General features: G+C 42.3%; 18 protein-coding genes and 1 pseudogene. All 19 read left to right on the top strand.

What is annotated here, in order from left to right:
• Positions 1-22 precede the first annotated feature (22 nt).
• Positions 23-601 (top strand): annotated as a pseudogene (locus LKD48_RS14140) (beta-galactosidase small subunit).
• 178 nt (positions 602-779) lie between these two features.
• Positions 780-2,378, top strand: coding sequence for a response regulator transcription factor (locus tag LKD48_RS14135; RefSeq protein WP_308732351.1), 1,599 nt, complete (start codon positions 780-782; stop codon positions 2,376-2,378).
• Between the two features lie 211 nt (positions 2,379-2,589).
• Positions 2,590-3,528 (top strand): ABC transporter permease, encoded by a 939-nt coding sequence (locus tag LKD48_RS14130; protein WP_308732350.1) that lies wholly within the window; start codon positions 2,590-2,592, stop codon positions 3,526-3,528.
• 17 nt (positions 3,529-3,545) lie between these two features.
• Complete coding sequence (locus LKD48_RS14125) at positions 3,546-4,463, top strand: carbohydrate ABC transporter permease (protein WP_262538104.1); 918 nt, start codon at positions 3,546-3,548, stop codon at positions 4,461-4,463.
• 79 nt (positions 4,464-4,542) lie between these two features.
• Entirely contained in the window at positions 4,543-6,150 is a 1,608-nt protein-coding gene (locus LKD48_RS14120) for a type 2 periplasmic-binding domain-containing protein (RefSeq protein ID WP_066559153.1), read from the top strand.
• A 102-nt stretch (positions 6,151-6,252) separates the two neighbouring features.
• A complete protein-coding gene (locus tag LKD48_RS14115) occupies positions 6,253-7,971 on the top strand; it encodes a sensor histidine kinase (RefSeq protein WP_308732349.1) in 1,719 nt (572 codons plus the stop codon).
• 335 nt (positions 7,972-8,306) lie between these two features.
• A complete protein-coding gene (locus LKD48_RS14110; RefSeq protein WP_308732348.1) occupies positions 8,307-10,658 on the top strand; it encodes a glycoside hydrolase family 31 protein in 2,352 nt (783 codons plus the stop codon).
• A 58-nt stretch (positions 10,659-10,716) separates the two neighbouring features.
• Entirely contained in the window at positions 10,717-12,390 is a 1,674-nt protein-coding gene (locus LKD48_RS14105; protein WP_308732347.1) for a glycoside hydrolase family 13 protein, read from the top strand.
• Between the two features lie 625 nt (positions 12,391-13,015).
• On the top strand, positions 13,016-13,720 hold the full coding sequence (locus tag LKD48_RS14100; RefSeq protein WP_308732346.1) for a lantibiotic protection ABC transporter ATP-binding protein: 705 nt from the start codon (positions 13,016-13,018) through the stop codon (positions 13,718-13,720).
• The gene (locus tag LKD48_RS14095; RefSeq protein ID WP_008705323.1) at positions 13,721-14,467 is read left to right on the top strand and encodes a lantibiotic immunity ABC transporter MutE/EpiE family permease subunit; all 747 of its coding nucleotides are present in this window, start codon (positions 13,721-13,723) and stop codon (positions 14,465-14,467) included. It abuts the gene before it with no gap.
• 2 nt (positions 14,468-14,469) lie between these two features.
• On the top strand, positions 14,470-15,213 hold the full coding sequence (locus tag LKD48_RS14090) for a lantibiotic immunity ABC transporter MutG family permease subunit (protein WP_308732345.1): 744 nt from the start codon (positions 14,470-14,472) through the stop codon (positions 15,211-15,213).
• A complete protein-coding gene (locus tag LKD48_RS14085; protein WP_025580194.1) occupies positions 15,206-15,583 on the top strand; it encodes a NisI/SpaI family lantibiotic immunity lipoprotein in 378 nt (125 codons plus the stop codon). The genes LKD48_RS14090 and LKD48_RS14085 overlap by 8 nt, the downstream gene beginning before the upstream one ends.
• A 38-nt stretch (positions 15,584-15,621) precedes the next feature.
• Positions 15,622-16,284 carry a response regulator transcription factor gene (locus tag LKD48_RS14080; RefSeq protein ID WP_055056575.1) on the top strand — a complete coding sequence of 221 codons (663 nt, stop codon included), beginning with the start codon at positions 15,622-15,624 and terminating at the stop codon, positions 16,282-16,284.
• The gene (locus LKD48_RS14075) at positions 16,275-17,639 is read left to right on the top strand and encodes a sensor histidine kinase (RefSeq protein WP_308732344.1); all 1,365 of its coding nucleotides are present in this window, start codon (positions 16,275-16,277) and stop codon (positions 17,637-17,639) included. The genes LKD48_RS14080 and LKD48_RS14075 overlap by 10 nt, the downstream gene beginning before the upstream one ends.
• Positions 17,640-18,515: 876 nt before the next feature.
• A complete protein-coding gene (locus LKD48_RS14070) occupies positions 18,516-18,863 on the top strand; it encodes a helix-turn-helix domain-containing protein (RefSeq protein ID WP_308732343.1) in 348 nt (115 codons plus the stop codon).
• 368 nt (positions 18,864-19,231) lie between these two features.
• On the top strand, positions 19,232-19,903 hold the full coding sequence (locus LKD48_RS14065) for a sigma-70 family RNA polymerase sigma factor (RefSeq protein WP_308732342.1): 672 nt from the start codon (positions 19,232-19,234) through the stop codon (positions 19,901-19,903).
• A gap of 57 nt (positions 19,904-19,960) precedes the next feature.
• Positions 19,961-20,617: a hypothetical protein gene (locus LKD48_RS14060; protein ID WP_308732341.1), complete on the top strand. Its 657-nt coding sequence runs from the start codon at positions 19,961-19,963 to the stop codon at positions 20,615-20,617.
• Between the two features lie 7 nt (positions 20,618-20,624).
• A complete protein-coding gene (locus LKD48_RS14055; protein ID WP_227102589.1) occupies positions 20,625-21,071 on the top strand; it encodes a phage holin family protein in 447 nt (148 codons plus the stop codon).
• The coding region (locus LKD48_RS14050; protein WP_308732340.1) for a DNRLRE domain-containing protein at positions 21,068-26,790 on the top strand (5,723 nt) is incomplete at its 3' end. The genes LKD48_RS14055 and LKD48_RS14050, both read left to right, overlap by 4 nt.

Below are 26,790 nucleotides of genomic sequence, written 5' to 3'. Positions count from 1 at the left end.
TACTTCCACCACTGTTTTTGCAATGGTAAGTTCCGGTTATGACCTACTGGAACTGGAATTTACTTTTCCAACTGACCATACAGTATTGCTCGATCTTGAGGGAACCATTTACCTTTCCTTAGATGGAAACTTTGACAAGGTATTCCCGTATCTTCCGCGCTTTGGTCTTGGATTAAAGCTTCCAAACGATAAGACCGATGTAACATACTACGGATATGGTCCATATGAAAGCTATTCCGATAAGCATCGTGCATCATGGGTAGATCGTTTTGACACAACAGTTGATGATATGTTTGAGGATTATGTTTTCCCACAGGAAAATGGAAACCATTACAACTGTCAGTATGCATCTGTTGGAAATTTGTATGCAAAGGGCAAAAAGCCGTTCAGCTTCTAGGCATCACGCTACAGTGAAAAGGAGCTTGACGAAAAGGCACATAACTTTGAGCTTGTTCCATCTGATGGCATTTATGTGGCGCTTGACTATAAGCAAAGCGGAATTGGCTCTAATTCCTGTGGTCCGAGACTGGCAGAGAAATATCAGATTCGCGAAGAAAAAATTGAGTGGGAGATAAGCATTCGATTTGACAATGGGAATTAAGTAAAAATATGGCTTTGAATATTTAGAGGATATTGAAGCAGCTATGTGCGGAGAGTAAAAAACGATCTATAATGGGATGAAAAAAACTTCCCCTATGCGCAGAATCTGTTGTATAATGGCGGTAGATTCTGCGCTGTTTTGCGTATAAAAAACGGCGAAAAATGGAGGGAGACAGAATATGGGACTGACAATTCTGCTGGTGGACGATGACCAGATTCTGACAGAAAAAACAAAAAATTCATTAAATTGGGACAGTCTTGGCATCGGTATGGTGTTTACTGCAAATAATATCCATGAGGCAAAGGGAATTTTAAAGGTATACAAGGTAGATATTCTTCTTTGTGATGTGGATATGCCTATGGGAAGCGGTCTTGAGCTTGTGGAGTGGATACGTGAGGAAGGAAAAGATATGAAATGTATCTTTTTGTCGAGCTATGCAAATTTTACTTATGCACAGAAGGCGCTTCGATTAGGTTCTGTTAACTATCTGCTAAAACCAATCTCCAATAAAGATCTTGAGGCGGAGCTAAAGACAGTTTGTGATGAACTGTTAAAGGAACATACAAATCTGAACAGTCAGGAGAAGAAACAACGTGAGGAAGTGTGGAAAAAGGTGTTAGTGCAGGCACTTTCTGATGGTGTTGGTACGTCAAACACCAGTAGTTTATCAGATGCTCAATATAGTGAACTCTATCCATCTGTGCAGCCAATTACACTTGTTCTTGCAGGGCTTCTCGACAACAGCGATGAGCGTCAGAAGGTAAAGGACATTTCATTATATAATTATTGTATGCGTACAGTGTCAGAGAAATATTTGCGGGAACTTGATCTTGACGTGACTGTATCATATAAGGATGCCGAGTGGCTTCTCGTATTAAAAAATTTTGCCGATTATGATCGCCTTGAGGAGCAGCTGTCAAAAATGCAGCAAGAGTTAAATGAACAGACTGCGCATAGCTATTGCTTTTATATTACAGTAGGGCGCCCATATGCAAGCATCGCAAAGGCAATTCGGATAATTTCTGATATGCGCGAGCATGCAATTCCGAATAAACGATTGATGATTGAGGAGCGGGCGTGGGAACTTCGAAAGATTTCCTATTCGGAGCCTTTTTGGGAGAAATGGCAGGAAATGTTTCATAAGAGTACAGCTTCAGGTGATTCATCTTACAATACAGCTTACATGGACGTTATGCAGGAAATGCTTACCTATGTTGATCATGCTTGTGAGAGCGGAAGCTGGTACTTGTCAGATTTAAGACGCTTCGTGAAGCATATGGGCGATTTGCTGTTAAAAGTTTTGCGTGACAACAATGAGACATTTGAAGAACTGTTTGACTGGCAGGAGTATGAGCGAATGAGCTTTCTGGCACGCCGCTCCGAACAGGGATGTATTGATTTTATTGAAACTGTCTGGAAAAAGCTGGATAGTCTGCATAAAACAGAAGACAAGGCGGAGGCAACCATTGCCAAATTAAAAAGATATATTGAAGAAAATTTAGGCGGTGAATTGACGCGTTCTGTTCTGGCAGGACAGGTGTATCTGTCAGAGGATTATATAACGAGGCTTTTTATCAGGGAGACTGGACGGACACTGCCTGTATATATTGCAAGACGGCGCATGGAAAAGGCAGCAAAACTTCTAAGGGAATCTACAGATCCGATCAGTAAAATTGCGATGGAGGTTGGATATAGCAATTTTTCCTATTTTAGCAAGACATTTCGTGATTATGTGGGCAGCACACCGAATGAATATAGGGCAAAATATAGGAAATAGATTTGTGAGTTTTTACTTGTTAACAAAAAACTTGTTAACAAAAAAACGATAAAATAACAAAATAACGATTTTTATGAAAAAAGATATCACAAAAAGATATCTTTTTTTTGTTATTTCCTAGCAGAAATTTTGTAGCAGAAAAAATATAAAAAATGTACTATAAAACCATAAAGAAAAAAGAAATAATTAGTAAAAAAGGAAGGAGAAAAACGTGAAAACGAAAAAGACTCAGTCAAAAAGCAGCAAGCTCAGTGTAGGGCAAAAGCTTAAGGAAAGTAGTCAGCTATATCTGTTGATGCTTCCGTCTATCATCATTTTCCTGATCTTTACCTACTACCCGATGTACGGTGTCATCATTGCCTTTAAGGATTTCAAGCCGGCACTTGGTATTATGGGAAGTAAGTGGGTCGGCATGAAGAACTTCATAACGTTCTTCAAATCGTATCAGTTTTCCGTAACAATCAAAAATACGATCGTAATAAGCTTGTACACGATTGCCGTTACGTTCCCATTGCCAATCATTATGGCACTGATGGTGAATCAGATCCGCTCAACGAAGTTTAAGAAGTTTTTGCAGGTAGCTACTTATCTGCCGCATTTTATTTCAGTCGTTGTTATGTCTGGTATGATTATCCTGTTTTTATCACCAAGTACAGGAATCATCGCAAAGCTGGTTGGACTGCTTGGATTCAAACTTCCAAACCTTATGGGTTCTGCATCTGCGTTCCCTCATATTTATGTATGGACAGAAGCTTGGCAGCATGTCGGTTGGGATTCCATCCTCTACATTGCAACACTTTCCTCAGTTGACCCAAGCCTTTATGAGGCAGCCACAATGGATGGTGCAAACAAGTGGCATAAGATTGTTAACATTGACCTTCCATCATTGGTTCCAACGGCAACAGTTATGTTCATCCTTCGAATGGGAAGCGTTATGAGCGTTGGATTTGAGAAGGTGTATCTGTTGCAGAACAACTTAAACAGCAGTTCAAGTGAGATCATCTCAACTTACGTGTATAAGATGGGTCTTGTAAGCAATCAGTACAGCTTATCAGCAGCGATCGGCTTGTTTAACAACATCATCAATCTGGTTCTTTTGATAGCAGTCAATATGATAGCTAAAAAAATCAGTGATACTTCATTAGTCTGATGGAAGGGGGAAAAACAGTGAGCAAGGCAGCATACAAAACAGCAAAGACAAACAAAATTAAGCGTTCAAGAGCCGACTTGATTTTTGATATCATTCTGTACACAATTGGAACAATTTTAATTCTGATTACACTCTATCCGATGTACTTTATCGTGATTGCGTCCATCAGTGATCCGCAGCTGGTATCAAACGGCGAGATCATGTTTATCCCACGCGGAGTCAGCTTAAAGGCGTATAAGCAGCTTTTAGGATATACAAGACTATGGACTGGCTACAGAAATACCATTATCTATGTAGTGCTTGGAACAATTATCACATTGGCTGCTAATATCCCGGCTTCTTACGCATTATCAAGAAAGAAGCTTTACGGCAAGAAATTGTTCAACATGTTCTATCTGATTCCAATGTTCTTTACAGGTGGTCTGATTCCTACATACATGGTAGTAAAAAATCTTGGACTGACTGATACAATGACCGTTATGGTGCTTCCATTCTCGGTTGTTACTTACTACATCATTGTTGGACGAACCTTCTTTGAAAACAGTATTCCAGACGAACTTTGGGAGGCGGCACAGCTTGACGGCTGCGGTTACATTTCCTTCTTCTTCAAAATCTGTCTGCCGCTTTCTAAAGCAATCATCGCTGTTATCGCATTGTGGGCAGCAGTTGGACAGTGGAATGGCTACTTCAACGCATTGATCTATTTAAGAAGTGAGGCACTTCAGCCGCTGCAGATCGTTCTTAGAAATATCTTAATCAGTAACCAGACAATCAGTTCAATGATGACAGGTTCAGCAGCAGTAGAAGCAAAGCAGATGGCCGATCTGATTAAGTATGCAGTAATCGTTGTATCATCAGCGCCAATCATGTGCATGTATCCATTTGTACAGAAATATTTCAATCAGGGCGTTATGCTCGGTGCTGTAAAGGGCTGATATAAAAAGGCTGTAAAGCCTGTAATAATAAAAATTCAAAACAAAAAATAATCATAAAGCAAAAAAGGAGATTAAAACTATGAAAAGAAATATGAATCTGAAAGCAACCGCAGGCATCCTTCTTGCACAGGCAACTATGCTTGGAGCTATCGCAGCACCGACTGTTACTGCACTTGCAGATGAGGGCGATGCAAAGCAGTTTACTGTAGCAACTGTTCGCTGGACTGATGCATGGCCAAATGACTTCTTAAAGGAAGGCGTAATGGCAGAGATGGAAGAGAAGGCAGGTGTTGATCTTGACTGGCAGATTTATTACAACTCTGACTGGTCTGAGCAGAAATCTCTTCTTCTTGCTTCTGGTGAATTGCCGGATGCATTTGTTGGAAGTATCTGTCTGAATTCTTCTGATATGGCACAGAACAAGGATTATTTCGTTGATCTGACACCATATATCAACGAAGAGACCATGCCGAATCTGACAAAGGCAATGGAAGAGTGTCCGGAGCTTCGCGCTGCATGTACAGATCGTGACGGAAAGATTTATTCCCTCCCTAAGAAGCTTCCTCTTCGTCCGACCGTATGTGGAAATGGACTGTACATCAACCAGGATTGGTTAGATAACCTTGGCTTAGAAGCTCCGAAGACACTCGATGAACTGACCGATGTACTCCTTGCTTTTGCAAAAGAGGATGCAGACGGTGACGGCGATCCGACAAATGAGATTGGACTGACAAACAATGCAGGAACTAACCTTCAGGCAGACTGCCAGCACATCCTTTCTGTATGGGGCTGCATGGTTAGCCGTAATACCAACTACATGGGATTGAATAATGATGGCGAGGCTGTATTTGTTCCAGCACAGGAAAACTATAAGGAAGCTGTTAAGTGGATGCATATGCTCTGGGAAAACGGCGTACTTGATCCAGAGTACTTCACACAGGATACTTCATCTGTTACAGCAAAGCTGCAGGCAGAGGGCGGTTCTAAGGTTGGAATTATCTCTGCATGGACTGCTGATTCAGAAGCTGGTCAGAATGCAGATCAGTACTCCTTAATGGAGGCTGTTGAGGGCTACAATGATATTCATTATGTAGAGTGTGCTACAGCATCATTAGACATTACAGATCGAGAGCTTGTTATCACAACTGCATGTGAGGATCCAGAGGCACTGTTAAAGTGGGCAGATAATTTCTATGATGATCTTGTTTCCTTACAGACTTTCTATGGTTCACTGGGTGTTACTGTAACAGCAAATGATGACGGAACTTACAGCGTTCATTCTACAGATGATGATACTTCTCTTGATACAGCAGCATGGTCAAATGCGCTTAGAGATTTCGGTCCGAAGTACATGAATCCAGAGTTCTATGACAAGGTTATCATCCCGGACGATGTATCTGATGGTATCAAGTTAAAGGAAGACGAAGTAAACGCAAAGTATGTTACTACCGATAAGAACACCGGAATGCCAGCTCTTCAGTACACTGAGGATGAGTTAAATCGTATCACTGCAATCGGAACTGATGTTTACAGCTATGTTGAGTCTATGTATGCTCATTGGGTAGTAGACGGTGGTGTTGAGGATGAGTGGGATTCCTATATTGATCAGTTAAATGCAATGGGTCTGGAGGAATTGGTATCCTTACAGCAGGGTGCATATGCAGCTTATCTTGAGAGCATGGAGTAAATAAAATTTCTCTGTAGACAGACAAAATGAAATAGACTACAATAAAAGCAGACAGATTTTCTGGCTGCTTTTATTGTAGGACGTGATAAAGGAGGTAAGCCAATGCATATTAAGGTAAAGCAGTTCAGTTTAAGAAATATCGTTTTTTCAATTCTTTTAATTGTAATGCTTTTGCTGTCATGCTTGGCAGGAACACTTCTTATCAGCACTAACCAGAATAGGAACCTGGTAAATCAATATGTGTCAGAGACGGTAGAGCTGTATGTTAGTCAGTTTCAAAAAGAGATGGACGTTATGCGTGTAGAGCTGATTAACATTCTAGAGTCGAATGAGGCGACAAATGAGCTGCCGGATTACTTTAATTCAGAGAGCTCTCAGGTATTTCCAATTTTGAAAAAAATTTCAGAACAGCTTCGGATTCAGGCAATTTGGCATGATTCTGTATATGGCTATTATGAGTATATTGGCACATCAAATGCCTTAATTACGAGTACGGGAACAAAGTTTTCGAAAAGTGTAAAAACGTCGACTGAACGTTTTTTAATGGTCTATCTTTCTGCAAATATGACAAGGCGGCAGAACTCACTTTATCATGAATTTGTCAAGATAGAAGATCAGATGTACCTGTTGACCTGGTATATGAAAGGGCAAAAGATAGCAGGAAACTTGATTCCATTGCAGCGCATTTTTGAGGATCTTGAAAATTGTACGAAAGGCTACACGATTCTGCCATACATATATGACACTGATAATGAAGATAATATTTTTCCACAGAATGTCAGTGAAGAGGAGATTAGAGATTTTGAGCAGGGGACTGTAAAGCAGACGAATATATATTGTTATGCGATTAGTGGTCTCGGTGATTTGTGCATCTATGTTGTGCCGGGAAATGGTGTGCTTCAAGTTGCAAATAGGTGGGAAGTTATTCTTATTATAATGCTGGTAATTTGTATACTTGTTTGTGTTGTCGTTGTATTAATATATATCCGTCATATCTTATTCCCACTCCAAAGCTTTGTCAATAGCCTTGACGAGCTTGACACAGACACATATCTGCATGACAATTCTTCCAATAATCTTTTGGAGCTTGAGAGTGCAAATGAGCAGTTTAGAAATCTGGTTAGAAAGATCCAAGCACTAAAAATTACGATTTACGAGAAGGAGCTTAATGAAAAACAGATTGAGCTTGAGTTTGCGCAAGAGCAGATAAGGCCGCACTTTTTCCTAAATTGTATAAGCCTGATACATGGAATTGCAGACAACAAGGGTGAAACAGATATTGTTACTATCACTTCCATTTTGTCTGATTATATTCGCTATATTTATAAGGGTTCCCAAGTGCTTCGTCCTCTTTCTGAGGAGATTGCCCACGTGGAAAATTATATAAGCATTCAGCGATTTCGCTACGGTGAAGACTATTTTCAATTTGACTGCATGGTAGATGATGGACTTGGAGATATTGAAATTCCGGTGCTTCTTTTGCAGACACTTGTGGAAAATTCATTTTCGCATGGTTTGACACCAGAACGAAAAGGAGAAATTTCTTTGTTTATCACAAAAGAAAAACATAATGATGCAGAATGTCTTTATATTTGTGTGTCGGATAATGGCAAAGGTTTTTCGGCGGAAGTCCTTGAAAAAATTGAAAATAATGGCGAAATCTATTACAATAACCGCCGTCATGTTGGTCTTCAAAACATCAAAAAACGTTTGAATCTGATATACGGCGAGCAAGCAGAATTTCACTTATCTAATATGGATGAGAACTTTGGCGCAATATCAGAGGTGTGGATTCCACTACAGACGAAAGATACAAATTAGGCAAAGCGTTTTGGCTCGCCGATTAATCACTTGACCGATGGGGCCTTCGTAGGATAGTGGGATGAAATGAATCCAACACAGCAGGATTATGTTATAAATAGGAACAATATTGCAAGAAATATGTAGAATTATGCTTTATACTAAAGCAAATGGTAACTATTCAGAGCCATGCAAAATTGCTTTCTGTGAATGCTTGCATTCAGACAGAATAGCAATTTTATATGGCGAGATAACCACATGAGCAAAATAGAAGCATCGAAGATGCGATTTTGCGAATGGGATTCTGAATAGTTACAGCAAATGAAATAAATCAGAATATAAGGAGAATATGAAAAATGAACGTAAAAAATGCAATTGTACAGGGCGAGAATTATCGTTTTACCGTACTAACACCGAGCATGATTCGTATGGAATACAGCGAAAAAGGTGTGTTTGTAGACAAGAAGACTCAGATGGTTGTAAATAGAACCTTTGATGTGCCGGAATACACTGTAAATGAGAAAAACGGCGAGCTGATCATTGAGACTGACAAGGCAAGACTTGTCTACACTGGAGGCAGATTTGCTGGAAACAACCTGCGTATCGAGCAGAGAAATCAAAAAGTCATCTATGAGTCCACATGGCATTACGGCGATATCGGACATAACCTGAAGGGAACCACCCGTACACTTGATCAGGCAAATGGCGAGATTCCACTGCAGGACGGTCTGTTTTCCATGGAAGGTTGGGCAGTTATCTCTGATAAGGGCTCAATGCTGCTGACAGAAGACGGTTGGATTGAAAGAAGAGAAGACATTGATGCAGAGGATTTGTATTACTTTGGATACGGTACCGACTATTTGGGCTGCCTGAAAGATTATTATAAGCTGACTGGTGCAACCCCGATCCTTCCAAAGTATGCACTCGGCAACTGGTGGAGCCGCTACTATAAATATACGGAGAAATCGTATCTCGAGCTGATGGACCGCTTCGAGAAAGAGAATATTCCATTTACCGTTGGTGTAATTGACATGGACTGGCATTTGACTGAGATCGACCAGAAATATGGAGCAGGCTGGACAGGCTACACATGGAACAAGGACTTTTTCCCGGATCCAAAGCGTTTTACCGACAACCTGCATAGAAGAGGCATGAAGGTAACGTTAAATGATCATCCGGCAGACGGTGTCAGGGCATTTGAGGATGTGTATCCAGAATTTGCTGCCTACATGGGCGTGGATCAGGAAAAGGGCGAGCCTGTTTTGATGGATTTTACGAACAGAAAGCTGCTTGAAGGCTATTTTAAATATGTCTATGAGAAGATCGAGAAAAAGGACGGTGTTGACTTCTGGTGGATCGACTGGCAGCAGGGTACTAACACCGCGATCCCGGGCCTAGACCCGCTGTGGATGCTCAATCACTATCATACCATACACAGCCAGAAAAAGGACGGCAAGGGACTTATCTTCTCCCGCTATGCCGGTCCGGGAAGCCATCGTTATCCAGTCGGATTTTCAGGTGACACCGTGATTACATGGGAATCATTAGATTTCCAGCCGTACTTCACAGCAACAGCCTCCAATATCGGCTATGGTTGGTGGAGCCACGACATTGGTGGTCACATGATGGGCTACAAGAATGATGAGCTTGCACTTCGCTGGCTGCAGCTTGGTGTATTCTCTCCGATTATGCGTCTTCACAGCACCTGCTGCGAGTTTAACGGCAAAGAGCCATGGCGCTATCGCAAGGAAGTGGAATTGATCATGGACAAGTTCCTTCGTCTGCGCCATCAGATGATCCCATATCTTCATACGATGAACCGCAGAGCAAGCGAGGAAGGTATTCCGCTTATTCAGCCGCTTTACTATCAGAATCCTGGCAAGTGGGATGCATTTAGAATGAAGAACGAATACTATTTTGGTTCAGATATTCTTGTAAATCCAATCACACAGCCAATAAGCACAGCTACCAGAATGGGTAAGGTTATGGCACTTCTTCCAGAGGGAACCTGGATTGATTTGTTTACAGGAACAGTTTACAATGGAGATCGTAAGATCGAGCTGTACCGCAGCCTTGACAGCATTCCGGTACTGGCAAAGGCAGGTGCCATTGTCACACTTGATGCGCGCACAACGGGCAATGCGATTGATAATCCAGAGATTCTTAAGGTTATCGTGGCAGCAGGTGCAGACGGAAGCTTTAGACTTGACGAAGAAGCAACCGATAATGTTTGGTGCTCAACCACATTTACATATAAGTGGGGCGATGAGGCTGTTCTTACGATCACACCAGAAAAGACAAAGAAGGAAGGAATGCCAGCAGAACGTGCATATGAACTTGTATTTGCAGGTACAGCACAAGGCATGACGGCACAGAAAAAGAAAGCAGACGGCACATATGAGACGCTTGAGACTTCTTATGACAGCGCCAAGCAGTGCACAACAATAATTCTTCCTATGCAGGATATTGAAAGTGAGATTACAGTCGTTACATACAATACTGCACTTGCTGATAATCATCAGGTTGAGCGTATCTTCGAACTGTTAAATCGCGCAGAGATCGAGTTTAGCTTAAAGGATCAGATCTATGCAATCGCCCAGAAGAAGGGATCAAGAAATGATGCATATTTGCTTGATCAGCTCACACTTCTTAATGCACCAGAGGATGTATTTGGAGCAGTGAAGGAGATTTTGACAGCATTAGATTAAGAATAAGTATCATGTTAAAATAAAAGACAGTATTTAGTAGAAAGAGGTTATGAAGCATATGAACGAAAAATGGTGGAAAAATGCGGTAGTTTATCAGATTTATCCGAGAAGCTTTAAGGATTCAAATGGAGATGGAATCGGTGATTTAGAGGGTATCTATGAGAAACTTGACTATCTGGCAGAGCTTGGCATTGATGTGATCTGGATGTCTCCAGTTTATAAATCTCCTAATGATGATAATGGATATGACATCAGTGATTATCAGGATATCATGGACGACTTTGGAACCATGGACGATTTTGATCGCGTGCTAAAGAAGGCACATAGTCTTAATATAAAAATTATGATGGATCTTGTTGTTAATCACACTTCCGATGAGCATAAGTGGTTTATAGAGAGCAAGAAGAGCAAGGACAACCCGTACCATGATTATTATATGTGGGCAGATCCTGACAAGAACGGCAATCCGCCTAACCGCTGGGAGTCATGCTTTAGCGGTTCAGCATGGGAGTATGTAGAGAGTGTAGGTCAGTTTTATCTTCACTCCTTCTCCCGTAAGCAGCCAGATTTAAACTGGGATAATCCGAAGGTTCGCGAGGAAGTCTTTAAGATGATGACCTGGTGGTGCGACAAGGGAATCGATGGCTTCCGTATGGATGTAATCAGTATGATTTCCAAGTATCCTGGTTTGCCGGATGGACCGGAGAATGGAAATGGCTACACTGGAAACACAAGCTGTGACGGTCCAAACATCCACAAATATCTGCGTGAGATGAACGAAAAGGTACTGTCTAAGTATCGCCTGATTACTGTAGGTGAGTGTCCAGGCGTAAATGCTGAGCAGGCAAAGAAATATGCAAATATTGATGGCAGCGAGCTTGATATGATTTTCCAGTTTGAGCATGTTTCAGGAAGTGCGCTGAAACCGTGCCATCATGGAAAGTGGGACGGTGAGGCAATGACTATGCCAGAGCTGCGTGCAAACTTTACAAAGTGGCAGAAGGACTTAGAGGGATGCGCATGGAACAGCTTGTTTTTATCTAATCACGATCAGCCAAGATGTGTTTCACGCTTTGGAAATGATAGTGAGCAGTACCGTGAGCTGTCAGCCAAGATGCTTGCAACTATGACTCATTTTCAGAAGGGTACGCCATATGTATATCAGGGTGAGGAGCTTGGCATGACAAATGCCTACATGGAAAATATCGCAGATTATCGTGATATTGAAAGTCTCAATGCTTACAAAGAGCTGACAACAAAAGAAAATATCCCGGCCAAAACAGTTATGGGCTATATCAAGGCAGTTGGACGTGACAATGCACGTACACCAATGCAGTGGGACGCATCTGACAATGGCGGCTTTACATCAGGCACACCATGGCTGCAGGTAAATAAAAACTACAAAACAATCAACGCAGCCGCACAGGTAAACGATCCAGATTCTGTTTTTGCTTATTATAAAAAGCTGATTGCACTTCGCCATACAAACGAAGTTATGGTGAACGGTGTGTATGACGTATTGATTCCAGATCATCCGCAGATTTACGCATATACCAGAACACTCGGTGATAAACAGCTGCTTGTACTTTGTAATGATTCAGAAAAAGAGGTGGGAGTTCCTGCAGAAATTGAGGAAAAGATTGCAGGCGCACAGGGCATTTTGATTCAGAATTATAAGGATGTAAAGGCTGGCGTGCTGAGACCTTACGAGGCAGTGGTTTACGCATGGTGACAGGGACGGTGGCTCAAAATGTGTCCCTACTGGTTCGATATGTGTCACTAAAAACATCATGATATTAAAAAGTCTGAAAGTTCAAGAAAAGAGCTTTCAGGCTTTTTTGTGTTTACTAGAATGTAGTCGAGTAGGGAAAAGAACAAAAGTTTGCAAACTTGAGCCACCAGGGACACTAATCAAGTCAGCGTACCTGTCCCCAATGGTTCCAAGAGGGTGCAGCCCTCTTGATCGTTATTCTTGTTCCAGCGGGAAGCTCGGCAACGCTTCCAGCAGCTTTTCTTGTCCGTCCATCCTGATACCCCCGTCAGATTGATTTTTTCCATGATACCATATCTGGGAGTATGGAGCCAGAGAAACCGGCGATTTTCTGCTGGTAAATTCTACGCATTTAGAGCGGCACTATGGCGGGGATAGGATAAAACACTCACATACCCCGCCGACTATACGGGAAAAACCTTGAAATATAGGGCTTTTTAAGGCCCTAAATGCGTAGGTTGGTGCTTTGTTGCGATATGCTCCACGGTTACGGTGTATTGTTCATATTCTGTTTTCGGGAATCTTTATGAAATCTTCAAAATTGCCCGGTATGCTATCCGTAAAATCAAAGAAAGGACTTGATTATATGGATATGATTTTGAAAACGACTGACCTCTGCAAAAATTTCAAGGGGCAAATGGCGGTAAACAATGTGTCACTGAACATCCGGCGCAACTCGGTTTATGGTCTGCTGGGGCCGAATGGGGCTGGCAAATCCACGATCTTAAAAATGCTCACCGGCATTTTGCACCCCACATCGGGAAGCATCGAGTTTGACGGCCACCCGTGGAAGCGGAATGATCTGGAGCATATCGGTGCTTTGATTGAGATGCCCCCGCTTTACGAAAATCTGACTGCATACGAAAATCTCAAAGTCAGAACTACATTGCTCGGCCTGGACGATGCACGAATTAACGAGGTATTGCAAATTGTCCAGCTCACGAATACCGGCAAGAAACGGGCCGGGCAGTTTTCTCTTGGTATGAAGCAGCGGCTTGGTATTGCTATTGCATTGCTGAACAGTCCCCAGCTTTTGATTCTGGATGAACCGACTAACGGCCTTGACCCTTTAGGGATTGAGGAACTTCGAGAGTTAATTCGCTCTTTTCCCTGCAAAGGGATTACAGTTATTTTGTCCAGCCATATTCTGTCAGAAGTCCAGCAGATTGCAGATCATGTGGGTATCATTGCTGGCGGCGTCCTTGGATATGAGGGAGAGCTTCGCGCCGGTGAAGATTTGGAACAACTCTTTATGGATGTTATTCGCAGAAATGGTAAGGAGGGATATTAAATGGAGATGGCATATATTCAGGCAGAGAACCTAAAGCATAAGAGAACTTTCACAAAAACGCTGATCGTTCTGGCCCCGTTTGTAACTGCGCTTATGAACTTTTTTGCCCCTCTTTGGTTCCAGCTCAATTCTTATAATTGGTGGTATATCCTGCTTTATCCTGGATTCCTTACGCTCACCTGTGCCTTGATTGAACAGCGGGATAATGGCAAACTAAAATATCGTGCCGTTGCTTCATTGCCTGTTTCGCAGAACAAAGTCTGGAAAGCAAAAATTGGAGTGGCCGGTATTTACTCCTGTGTGGGGAATTTTATTTTCCTGGCGCTAAATCTGCTGGGCGGTTTTGCAATATTAGTTATCAACGAAATTCCCCTGACAATCGGAATTTGGCAGGCTGCGGCCGGAACAGCTTGTATTGTCATTGCAAGCCTATGGGAAGTTCCGCTGTGCTTATGGTTATCAAAAAAAGTTGGTATCTTTGTCACGGTTATTCTTAATGCCGGACTTGGAAGCGTTTTAGGGATTTTCACGGCTACAACCTCTTTGTGGATGATCTGCCCGTATAGCTGGGTGCCGCATCTTATGATTTCCGTGTTAGGTATTTTGCCTAATGGTGAGCCGGTTGCAGATCAGAGTACGGCAATGGCATTTTGGATGATTATACTTGTATTGGTCATTTCGCTGGCCTGGTTTGCGGCGCTGTCATTTTTAACTGCAAGATGGTTTGAGAAAAAGGAGGTGGGGTAACTATGGTATCTGTGGTTCGCTGCTGGAAAGCAGAATATCAGAAGTGTAAACATAGCATTTTGCTCTATATGCACAGCATGATTCCGATTATATGTGCGGCGATTTTTGCGGGTTACTATCATATATCCAGATGGGAACTGGCAACCAAAATCAGTGCCTATCTGGAAGTGCTGGCCGTTGCGTTCCCGTTTCTGATCGGCATTATTGTGGGCCTGGTTGTTCAGATCGAAAATCAGGCCGGGCATTATCAGCTTTTGTTGGGAACAATCCCATCTCGCATGGCAACGTATATTGGTAAACTTGGTTTTCTGATGATCTGTGCTTTTGGCGCAACATTTTTAGCGTTAGGAACATTCGCTGCACTATATAGGGATGCTCCGGCAAGCCTTTACCTGAAAGCAGGGATTCTATTGTTGATTACCATGCTTCCCATTTACCTGATTCATTTGTTTGTGGGAATGAGCTTCGGAAAAGGTGCATCTATGGGATTGGGAATTGCAGGGAGTTTAATAGCTGCCCTTATGATAACAGGGCTTGGTGACGCTACATGGAAATATATTCCCTGGGCCTGGGGCGTTCGTGCTATGGATTACACTGTGCTTGCATGGGATAACCCCCAACTGTATGCACAGGTAAAAACCGATTTTTTCAGCGGTATGATTATTTCTGTATGCTGCACTGTTTGTCTGCTGATTGCCAGTTTGGCTTGGTTTCATGGTTGGGAGGGAGGTAAAAACAGTGAATAAAAAGTGCCTGTTTGCCGTGGTAATTGTGCTTGTAAGTCTTATATGCTTATCGGCCTGCGGTGCGCTCCGCGATACCGCCGATAAAAATAAGGCGTTAAATGAATCTCTGCCGTATTATGAGCTGAACGCCGCAAACTATGATGAAATTTCATATAACGGCCTGACATATACCATAACGGATGAATGTCTTGAAATGTCAGAACTGCAAGAAGAAATCGGACAGGTATCGAAACGCTTCAAAAATGTGGCGGGGGAAGATTTCAGTTTCGGCTACGTTTACAGTATTGTGGATGTGGATATAAGCAATGCCGTAGCTGTAAATATCAACAATGAATATCGGAAAGCTGACATTAAAAATAATGATGAGTAACCTCGACAATGTGGTATAATGGGGCGGGAGGTGATTTTTTGACCCACTTACTTGTAGTTGACGATGAAGTTTCTATCTTGGAATTGATTAAGAACAGTTTGGGGAAAGATGGATATTTGATAACAGTCTGTCAAAATGCGGATGATGTAGACATCAAAAAGCTGCATTTCTATGACCTCATTCTTTTGGATGTGATGATGCCTGGCACAGACGGGTTTGAGTTTTGCAAACAGATCAGGAATATGGTAGACTGCCCGATTCTCTTTCTGACCGCAAAGACATTAGAGGAAGATATATTGTTTGGATTGGGCATCGGTGCGGATGATTATATTACGAAACCTTTTCGTATTCAGGAGCTTCGCGCCCGTGTCGCGGCACATTTACGCAGAGAAAAAAGGGAGCATCACAGCACACTTTCATTTGAGCCTGATATAAGATTTGACCTTTCCGCAAAGGTACTGTATGTTTCAGAACAGCCGGTTCCCCTTACCAAAAGCGAGTATTCAATCTGTGAATACCTTGCGAAAAACCGGGGACAGGTTTTTACAAAAGAACAAATCTATGAAGCCGTTTTCGGGTTTGATGGAATAGGCGATAACTCTACGATCTCAACGCATATAAAAAATATTCGTGCGAAATTGGAGCATTTCAAAATAAGTCCGATCAGCACCGTATGGGGGATAGGATATAAATGGGAGTGAAAAAGAAACCTACATTGAAAATATTGTTTCGCCAGTTTGCTATCTCCCTCATTGTCATGCTGGTAGCGGCAATTATTGTCCCTTCTGGTTTGGAGGGACTTGCTGTAAATGTTGGATTAGCTACAAGAGCAAATCTAAGTGAATTGCAGGTAAAAGAGATCATTCCAACGCTGACGATTGCCCCGGATATTACAAAGGTTGTGATTCCACAGGGATGCGGCTACTTAATTCTGGACAAGAACTTTAATGAGCTTTACAGCAATATGGACGATGATGAAAAAGAAATTGCCCTGCTGTACGCAAAGGGAGAATATATTGAATATGCTACGGGGAGGCAGTTTGCACTTGTTGTCCGGGAAAACGAATTTTGCGTTTTAAGGTATTATATTGGTTCTCAATTTACAGTGTCATGGCTACCGGAATATTTTCCATCTCCTGACACGCTTGCGTTTATCCTGATGGCTGTAAATTCGCTGCTGGTCATTATCATACTGACCGCCAGATTTGCTAAGAACCTGCGTACACAACTGACCCCGCTTTTTGAAGCAACTGCGGAGGTTTCAAAGCAAAACCTTGATTTTGAAGTAGGACACGCCAAAATCAAAGAGTTTGAAGATGTCCTTGCATCTTTTTCAGATATGAAAGATAATCTGAAAATTTCGTTAGAACGGCAATGGAAAACCGAACAGACACAGAAAGAGCAAATCGCCGCGCTTGCCCATGATTTGAAAACGCCTCTGACGGTTATTCAAGGAAATGCTGATTTACTCACAGAAACAAATCTTGATGATGAGCAACGATTATACGCTGGTTACGTCGTGGAAAGCTCCGGCCAGATGCAGTCATATATTCAAACCCTGATTGATATATCACGGGCGGCGGTTGGTTATCAGCTCCATATTGAAAGTATAGACTTGCCAGCGTTCATGCAGCACTTGTTCGGTTATATGGAATCACTATGCCGGACAAAAGAAATCAGGCTGCAAATGAATACTGTTTCACTCCCTCAAATGCTGAAATTTGATAGGGTGCTGATAGAACGTGCTATTATGAATGTTATCAGTAATGGGCTGGACTACTCCCCGCAAGGCGGAACGCTTTATGTGGATGTTCAGAGTAACAACGGTTTCGTGGAAATTTCAGTCACAGACGAGGGAACGGGGTTTTCTAAAGAGGCATTATGCCACGCACAGGAACGGTTCTATATGGGCGATCAAAGCCGCAATTCAAAGTTACACTTTGGTATGGGTCTATATATTACGAATTCGATTATGGAACAACATAATGGTCAGCTTATTTTAGAAAATTCAAAAGAAACCGGCGGCGCAAAGGTTACTATGAAACTTCCTTGCTGATTTTCCGATAGTGTAATGGACGTCTTTTATGTCCGTCCATTTTTCAAATCTTTATGTAATCTTCAAAAATTCCTCTTATCATGTATCTAAAGAAAAAACATCTGCCCAGCGGCAGAAAAGAAAAAAACGCTGCTGGGCAGACCCATTTTCACGCTTAATTTATATTCACTGGTGGCGGTTTTGAGAAATCAAGGCCGCTGCTTTCTTTCTGTCATTCCCAGCAGTTAAAGGCATGGCGGCCCACGGGAGGACGCCGCCATGCTGTTTTACTATCATTATAATCTAATCCACTTCTACCGCTTAAAAAAAGCCTTGCCCCGCCACGGGAATATTCCGGCTATGAGTATGAACTATACCATGTAAGAAAACAACAAAACGCTTCAAATCGTCGCCCGGTAGGTTTACGACCTGCCGGGCGATTTTTGTCGATTTTCGCGGATTGTCATTTCCGGCAAAAAATCAGATGGAAAAGGAGGCGGTCAGCAGACCAGGGCCAGCATAGGCCCCTGACAACGGACAGGATCATCCTGCTCACTCCCCACGGAAAGGGGGTGAGAAGATGGGTGACCATGGGGACAGGGACGGTGGCTCAAAATGTGTCACTACTGGTTCGATATGTGTCCCTAAAAACATCATGATATTAAAAAGTCTGAAAGTTCAAGAAAAGAGCTTTCAGGCTTTTTTTGTGTTTTTACTAGAATGCAGTCAAGTTGTTGGGAACAAGAGTTCGAATAAATATTGACATATTGATGAAAATGCGGTATAACAGATAAAGAACAAATGTTCAGAACGATTAATGCGAAAAGAAGTTATGTCAAAAAAGACAAAAAATGTTATTATGGGACAAGCGTACAAATGAGAAAGGAGGTGTAGAGCATGATTAATGTACACAGCGAAGAGTACATATTGGGGAAAAATATAAGAAATTGTAGAATGAAAAAGAAATGGACACAAAAGCAGTTAGCGATTGCCGTGGATGTTGATCGTGCTGACATCTCAAGGTATGAAAATGGAACAAAAGGTGCAATGAACTTTAAAAAGTTAAAAAATTTTGCAGAAGCACTTGATGTAACAATAGATGATTTGCTTGATAAGGAAAATTTAAAAAGAGGAGCTTCAATACAAAAGAAATATGATCAATTAAATCCTGTACATCAAAATATAATAAACGAAACAATCGATGCATATTTGTGTAAAGAAAATAAAGGTACGATAATAAGTTGAAATGCCATTTAGCCCTTAAAGCTGAATGGCATTTTTTATTTGACAAAAAAGTGTGGTAAATTCGCCACATAGATGTGGCATATATGCCGCCAAAAGAACGCGTATATTTTGTTATGATAAGATCAGTTCAAAAAACAAAATTATTTTTTAGCCTGATTCTAGAGAAGGCGAAGGATACCATAGCAAAGCCTACAGAATAATGATTGATCAATTGATTCTGTAGGAATGTGTATGGGATTACTGAGTCTGCCTCTGGAATTTTTTTGCCATTTGCTAAAATTGGGCAGATACCATGTCTCTTATGTACATAGTTTATTTTAATGCGCTGTTGGTATTCTTCTCTTTCTGAATTAAGGGGAAAGGAAAAAATGGAGAATATCATTGCACAAAATGAACATGTTACGCTGAGGGAGTTAAGAACGCAGATAAGTGCCACATCAGAAGGAAAACTGCCTACATTTAAGCAGCTTATGGAAATGAAATCTGCTGTAGTGGCTCAAAAGGTTGTGAATACAGCATTGTTGACAGTCTATCAGAATGGATATGCAGTCTATGAAGCAGATGGTGCGCGAACTGTTATGGCAGTGGATCGCTGCAAAGAATATACATATGACTTTGACAATGGGACTCGAATTACTATTCAACAGGAACTACTGGAGAACGAAGAGTGGAGTATCCGACTTTTAATGGAAGGAGAAATGCGGCTTGAACACAATCACAATAAAACTTTTGATAAATTCGAATGCGTATCGTTGGAGTGTGACGGTTCAGATTGGTCTGCGGTAGCAAGTGTGGATTTTTTGCAGGAGGATAATGAGGTGGTATTAGCAGAAATAGAACTTTGCATGTTGTATGAGGCTATGGACAAGCTGACAAAACGTCAAATGGAAGTCATCCGACTTTATTTTTATAAGGGAATGAGCCAACAGGCAATTGCACAAAAATTGGGGATTGGTCGGAGAGCAGTTGGAAACTGTATTGAAGGGGCATTAAAAAAAATTAAAAAAATTTTTCAAAAAAGTACCTCCCAAGCTGCTTAAAACGGTGTGCTTTATGAGAGAACAAATTTCTCAAATAAATGAAGGAGGTACAAACCTATGAATGCGGTAAGTAGACTTACAGCAAAAGAATTAAATCTGGCAGCGAGAACTGTGTTTGCGGAAGCAGCTACAGAAGGATTGAACGGCCAGATGGCAGTGGCGCAGACGATGTACGATCAGCTGCACCACAACATTATCGGAGCAGATGGTTCAGGTTTTGGAAAAACACTCGAAGAGGTTATTAAAAATGCCTACACCACACCAACAAATCAGGATATCCGGGGAAGCAGCTGTTTAGAGGCGGTGATTCGTGTATTTCTGGAGGGACAGAGGATTTTTACAGATCATTACGTGTATTTCTTTATGTCTGACAGAGGAAGCAGCTACTGGAGAAATTACTGGGATACCCACTACGTAAACATGGGAAAGCTCAAAAATCATACCTTTTGGGGAGTGGCAATTCCAGATGATGAGAAAACACAGCCGTTTGCCCGCTATGTGGCATCAGTGGATGATCCAGACGGATGGACATTTGTGTATGAAGAAGCCGGAAGTGACAAGGAACTTTTAGAAAGCTATCCTCGTCTGAATAATGGAAATCTTGTGGAAGTGCTTGGCACACAAAAGGGAAGTGATGGAGCAGTCTGGAACATGATTTCCATTGCAGGAGCATATGCCGGATATGTCAGAGCGGATCACCTAAGGAGAAAGTAGGTGCGTCATGCTTGAGACATTGATTTTATGCATGGCACTGGATTATCTGACGGGGATGATGGCGGCAGGCATATTTCACAAGAGCAAAAAATCTGCACAGGGAGGTCTGGAAAGCAGGAGCGGCTGGAAGGGACTTTGCAGAAAAGGAATCTCATTACTGATTGTGCTGGTGGCCTACCGTCTTGATTTGATTGCTGGAACTGATTTTATCTGTAATGCAGTGATGGCTGCGTATTTAGTGAATGAGTTGTTATCTATTACAGAAAATCTCGGATTAATGGGAGTGCCGGTGCCAAAGGTTTTAACTAGTGCGATTGATCTTCTCAGACAGAAGAGTGAAGCACAGGAAACAAACAAGATGCAGAGAGCCAAAGGGGAATTGGTCGAAGCAGGGGAAAAAGAACAGAAACATCAAGAAAGAGAATATCAAAAAAGAGAGGAAAAAGAATTATGAATGGAGTAAATGAAACAAATAAGTCTAATGAGATGATTACAGCTGATAGAATCGAAGCTGTAAAGCAGGAAGGACGAAGTCTGGTGCGTGAATGCATCAAGGAAAGAAGCCGTTTTTCTCGTGTATTTGAGACAAAGAATGGAGAAAAAGCAGCAGTTATATATCCGAAGGCAGTACATTTCAAAAAGGATGATGCATGGGAAGTAATCGACAATACACTTGTGCTTTCTAAAGATCAGCTCGCATATGAGAATGCACAGGGCAGAATGAAGGTAAGAATTGCGAGAATACCGAAGCAAACAGAGCAGCAGAAGAATGTGGTGCTGCTTAATCTGGAAGAGAATCAGAATGCGAGAAGTGCTCTGCAGGATCAGACAGAAGAGAAGTCTGGAATCATCGAGCTTGCCAGTGTTGAGAAAGATGGATTTACGATTTTCTGGGGACTGAAAACACAGGAAGAAAAAATGCAGGAAGAAAAGCCTGCTATGCTTTCACAGATGAATGCGCCAGAAGTGACAGCAGTTCCAGTCGAATTTAAACTAAATTCGATTCACCCACAGACAGCAGAAGAAAAGCTTCTGAAGCTTTCCAAGCTGTCATCCGCAGGATATTTTAGAGAGATTCTTCCGGGGATGGATATTCGTTACCGCCTGGAATCTGAGGTGGTAAAGGAAGAGATTATTCTGAAAAAGAAAGAGGCTGCAACAGAAACAATCACATTTGTGATGAAACATCCGGGACTTTCAATGCATGTGCTTGCAGATGGCAGTGTGGCTTTATGCAGGATGTTCGCACAGGAAGCAAAAGACACCGCTGAAATTTCAGATGAAAATGCTGTATTCTTTTTGGATGCACCAATTTTATTCGATAAAAATGGAGAAATCTTAAAAGCTGCTTATCAGATTGAAAAAGGACAGGGAATTTCTGAAATTACAATTAAAATGGATGCGTCATGGCTCATGGATGAAGGCAGAGCTTATCCTGTTACGGTTGATCCGACCGTTCGCATTGAGAAGAAACAGACAACCATTGACGATGCTTTTGTGCGTTCGAAAGATCCAAGCAGTAGCTATGGCTATAACTTCAGTGAGCTGGAGGTTGGAAAGAACCGACCGTATGAGATATGCCGTACTTTCTTAAAGTTTAATACACTTCCACCACTTGAAAAGGGAGCTGTTATTACAGATGCAAGATTAAATCTGTATCAGTATCGATTTTCAGCAGACAATGGACAGGGCTTTCGTGTCAGTGCTCATGAGGTGACAGGTTCATGGGAGCAGCGTACTCTAACATGGAATAATCAGCCAAAATTCAAGCCGGAGGCATTGGACTATCTGACACTGGAAAATACCAATGGCATGGCTGTGCCGAAGACATTTGATGTGACAAAGCTGATTCGTGGCTGGTACAACAATCCGTCTAGTAATCATGGAATCGCATTAAAAGCAGTCAATGAGAATGTATATGCAACAGCGACATTGGTCTCCTCTGATATGCCGGTCAATAAGTATGGCTTGACAGCTGACTGTTATCCGATTGGAATTGTCTATTACCGAAGTACAAAGGGTCTTGAGGATTATTATAGTTATCACGAGCAGGAATTAGGACGTACCGGAAGTGGTTATGTAAACCGATATAATGGAAATCTTGTATTTATTCATGAAGATGAAGGCACAAGTGGTATTCTGATGCCGGTCAGTGTCAGTCATGTGTACAATCTTTCTGATTGTGATACAAAGAGTCGTTTTGGAAAGGGATTTCGTCTGAGTCTGATGCAGGAATTGAAGGCATCTGGAAACAGTGATTATCCATATGTCTTAACGGATACCGATGGAACAAATCATTACTTCTACAAGGATACCTCCGATTCCAATAAGCTCAAGGATGAGGACGGACTGGGTCTTGTAATTACACAGACTTCAAGCAGCGAATACGATTCGTACCGAATCATGAAGGATAAGGATGAGGTACAGTATGTGTTTGGTCAGGATGGTTATCTGCGTCAGATTAAGGATACGTATGGAAATGCAATGAAGTGTCAGTATGGACCAAACAGTGCCGGAAATTATATTCAGTATGCAGAAGATCCGACAGGTGCGAGAGTTGTATTTAATTACAACAGCGATCTGACAAAGCTTGTCAGCATTACGGCAAATAAGAGAAATACTTCCTTTGCGTATGATGCCGCCGGTCATCTGACTAACATTACCTACCCAGATGGAAAGACAAGTCGTTTTGGTTATGACGGCGATAAGCTGATCTGGGCAGAAGGAGCAGATAAAAGACGTATTGTATATGGATACCGAACCGATTGTGGTGTGGAACGTATTGCAAAGATTGGGGAGGGATATACGGATGCAGCAGGTACCTTCCATACAGGAACAGAGATTGAAGTTACTTATCCGGAGCTTGGAACAACTGTTTATACAGAGCCGGGTCTGGATGGAAAGTTATCATCATCAGCAGACAATCATGTGTATACATGGAAATTTAATCGATTTGGTTCTCCTGCTGAGATCTCAGACAATGCCGGTCATGTCAGCACTTTCAGTCATTATGATGATGGTGCCAGACGTCATAAGCTGAGACAGTCAGCAGTGACCGGAAAACTTGTAACCAATCTGCTAAAGAATACAGGATTTGATGCGATGGGTGAGTTTGAAGACGGCTGGGGCAATGCATCCGGTCTGACAGAAGCGTCTGCATGGGGCGTTGAACGTGTTACGGACAAGGGATACTTTGCCGATACCTCCATTCGAGTCACAAAGACACAGAAAAACAGCTTTGCCGCTGTGATTCAGGAGGTCTGGTTAGAAGCAGGAACTTATACACTTTCTGCCTATACTTTTGTAAAGGATGTCGCAGCGGTTTCAAATAATGCACAGGCAGGAGCAGGACTGGCAGTTCGTTTTGCAGATCAGTCGATGGCATATGGATTAAAATTTCTGACAGGAAATACAGACACCGATATTGACGGCGGATGGAAGCGAATTAGCCAGACCTTCACCGTAAGCAACGCACAGGTTGTCACAATCTATGGTGGAATCTTCAACACAACAGGTACCGCATGGTTTGACTGTTTCCAGCTGGAGACAGGAGATCGCATGAGCGATTTTAACATGGTGAATAATGGCCGCTTTGCAAGAAACAGCACTAACGGTGTAAATGACTGGAACCATGTAAATCTGGTCGCATCCGATACAACAGTAACAGACAGTGAGAGAGGAAGTTGTCTTAAAATTACCGGAGAGCCGGATAAGGAAAAGCGTGTGCTTCAGGGAATCTATGCGAAAGGCGGCGAAGGTGACGTATTCCGTTTCGGTTGTTTTGCAAAGGCAGAAGCCATTCCGGGAAAGACGTTTCGTATTGCAGCAGCAGTCATCTATGCCGACGGAACCCATAAGTGGGAAAATGTGGATTTTGATCCATATCGAAGCGGTTGGCAGTATGTTTGTGGTGTGGTATCAACGGATGATGAGGACTCTGTAACCAACAAGCAGTATACTGCGGTTCATCTTTACATTATGTATGACAATCAGATGAATCCGGGATATTTTACAGATGTCCAGTTTATAAAAGATGACAGCTGGAGTTATACTTACGACAGCAAGGGAAACTTAAACACAGCCAAAAAGACAAGAGAAAACAATGCCTTCCAGCATAACAGCAAGGATCAGATCAGCCGAATGGCTGCAATGGACGGCACTGCCTATGATATTTATTACAATGCGCAGAGAATGCCGCTGTATGCAAAGAGTGCCGAGGGTCAGCGAAGCTATTTCTGGTACAACAAAAAGGGTCAGCCGACAACTATGTCCATTGAGGCAGATAAAAATTCAGCCGCAGTTACAGTGGGAAGAGTGTACTATATTCGCCAGCAGCGTTCCGGAAAATATCTGGATACAAAGGACGGAGATGTTACGGGATCCAATGTGCAGCAGTACCAGTTTAACGGATCGGATGATCAGAAATGGAAGGTTGAAAATGCAGGAGACGGTTACATAAAGCTGATCTCACAATCGGGAGGAAAGTCAAAAGCCGTTGATGTATTCAATACGCTGGATGCAGACAAAACCAATATTCAGTTGTATCCGGATCTGGGTCATGAAGCACAGAAGTTTCAGCTAAAGGCCGTAGCAGGCGGTGGCTATCAGTTACTTGCCAAGTGCAGCAACAATAAAAGATGCATTATGGTATCAGCCGGAACAAGTGCAAATGATGTGTTTGCCGACAAGGCAAATGTGGAGCTTGGAACGGCTGCCGTAGATGAGGAACCAAGAAGTATCTGGTATTTTGAACCTGCCGATGAAGGTGCTGTCAGTGCAAAGCCAACAAATGGAATGCTCTGCCGTATTAGGGCTCGTCATTCCGGTCAGTATGTGCGTGCAGTAAATGACACAATGAGAGTGGGAGACGGTTTGCAGCAGACCTATAGTTCCTTTAGCCAGGCTGAGGAGTTTCTTTTGACAAAGGCTGAAAACACAAACGGAACGGATTGGTATTTTATCAGAAGTGTGTCAGATCCGGAAAAATATCTTGATGTATGTAGTAAGGGAACTGATGGATATGACCGCCCGACTCTTCAGGCAAAAAGTGGAGCTGACAGTCAGAAGTTCTGTTTTAAGGAACTTCGAACCGGCTATGTAATTGAAAACAAGCAGGGCTATCAGTTTGATGTAAAATTGGGAGATTATGCAAATCTGGCAACAGTTATTGCAACGGGAACCCCGTCTAGTGTGGCATTTTCTGATATTCAGGACAATAAGGTTTTTGTATTAGAAACAGTAGCTAAGCGGATTCGAACCGGTATGAGCTATACAGCTGATGGTCGAAATGTGGCGAGTGTAACCGATGCCAGAAAGAAAACAGTTTCCTACAGCTATGACAGTGACAATCGACTGCTGACAAAGATGACCGATGCCAGAAATAACAGCACACAGTACAGCTATGAGGCGACAACCGATCGTCTGAGCAGTGTGAGTGCAACTGTTTTGGGACAGACACGAAAGGTTTCCTATGCCTATGACGAGGGAGATCGAATCAAAACAATTGCTCATGGAGGAACAACTTACACGTTTGATTATGATGGATATGGCAATCAGACAGCAGTAAAGGCTGGAGATCGCACATTGGAGCGTTACAGTTATGCGCCTAACAATGGTCCACTCACAAAGATTTCCTATGGAAATGGGGATGTGCAGGAAATTCTATATGACAAAGAGGAGCGTATCAAGTCCAGACGCTGGAATGGTCAGAGTACCGATGCTGTGCGTTATGAATACGATGCCTATGGCAGTCTGGAAACGGAAACCGATCTAACCAATGGTCGTATTGATCATGATCAGTATGATATGACCGGAAGACTCGTACAGAGTGTGACGCTGGAAAAGAATACCGGGGCAGCAGGTGAGCCGACTGTGACAAACATGCATGAGGTGCAGTCACTTGAGATTGGTTATGACAATTATAATCGCGTAAATCGACTGGTGCAGAGTCTGGAGGGATCAAAGACAAAGACCGGTTTGGTGTATGGAGATGCATCAAAGACACAGCGACCAGGATTATCCTATGGACTTACTGTCGATGGAACACAGAGACAAAGTTTAGCTTATGATGCGATGGCACGATGCACAAAGGAAACCGTGACACTTCCGGGTGGACAGACACGAGAAAACCGCTTTACTTATGGAACCCTTCATCATCTGACCGATATGGACAG

This window comes from Anthropogastromicrobium aceti (assembly GCF_020687335.1).
Classification (GTDB): domain Bacteria; phylum Bacillota; class Clostridia; order Lachnospirales; family Lachnospiraceae; genus Anthropogastromicrobium; species Anthropogastromicrobium aceti.
This window is presented reverse-complemented; position numbering and strand designations above follow the sequence as displayed.

Coding starts and splice junctions, on each gene's coding strand:
- LKD48_RS14105 (WP_308732347.1), top strand. CDS start 10,717: ATGAACGAAAAATGGTGGAAAAATGCGGTAGTTTATCAGATTTATCCG.
- LKD48_RS14065 (WP_308732342.1), top strand. CDS start 19,232: ATGGAGAATATCATTGCACAAAATGAACATGTTACGCTGAGGGAGTTA.
- LKD48_RS14090 (WP_308732345.1), top strand. CDS start 14,470: ATGGTATCTGTGGTTCGCTGCTGGAAAGCAGAATATCAGAAGTGTAAA.
- LKD48_RS14055 (WP_227102589.1), top strand. CDS start 20,625: ATGCTTGAGACATTGATTTTATGCATGGCACTGGATTATCTGACGGGG.
- LKD48_RS14100 (WP_308732346.1), top strand. CDS start 13,016: ATGGATATGATTTTGAAAACGACTGACCTCTGCAAAAATTTCAAGGGG.
- LKD48_RS14135 (WP_308732351.1), top strand. CDS start 780: ATGGGACTGACAATTCTGCTGGTGGACGATGACCAGATTCTGACAGAA.
- LKD48_RS14075 (WP_308732344.1), top strand. CDS start 16,275: ATGGGAGTGAAAAAGAAACCTACATTGAAAATATTGTTTCGCCAGTTT.
- LKD48_RS14120 (WP_066559153.1), top strand. CDS start 4,543: ATGAAAAGAAATATGAATCTGAAAGCAACCGCAGGCATCCTTCTTGCA.
- LKD48_RS14095 (WP_008705323.1), top strand. CDS start 13,721: ATGGAGATGGCATATATTCAGGCAGAGAACCTAAAGCATAAGAGAACT.
- LKD48_RS14115 (WP_308732349.1), top strand. CDS start 6,253: ATGCATATTAAGGTAAAGCAGTTCAGTTTAAGAAATATCGTTTTTTCA.
- LKD48_RS14110 (WP_308732348.1), top strand. CDS start 8,307: ATGAACGTAAAAAATGCAATTGTACAGGGCGAGAATTATCGTTTTACC.
- LKD48_RS14070 (WP_308732343.1), top strand. CDS start 18,516: ATGATTAATGTACACAGCGAAGAGTACATATTGGGGAAAAATATAAGA.
- LKD48_RS14060 (WP_308732341.1), top strand. CDS start 19,961: ATGAATGCGGTAAGTAGACTTACAGCAAAAGAATTAAATCTGGCAGCG.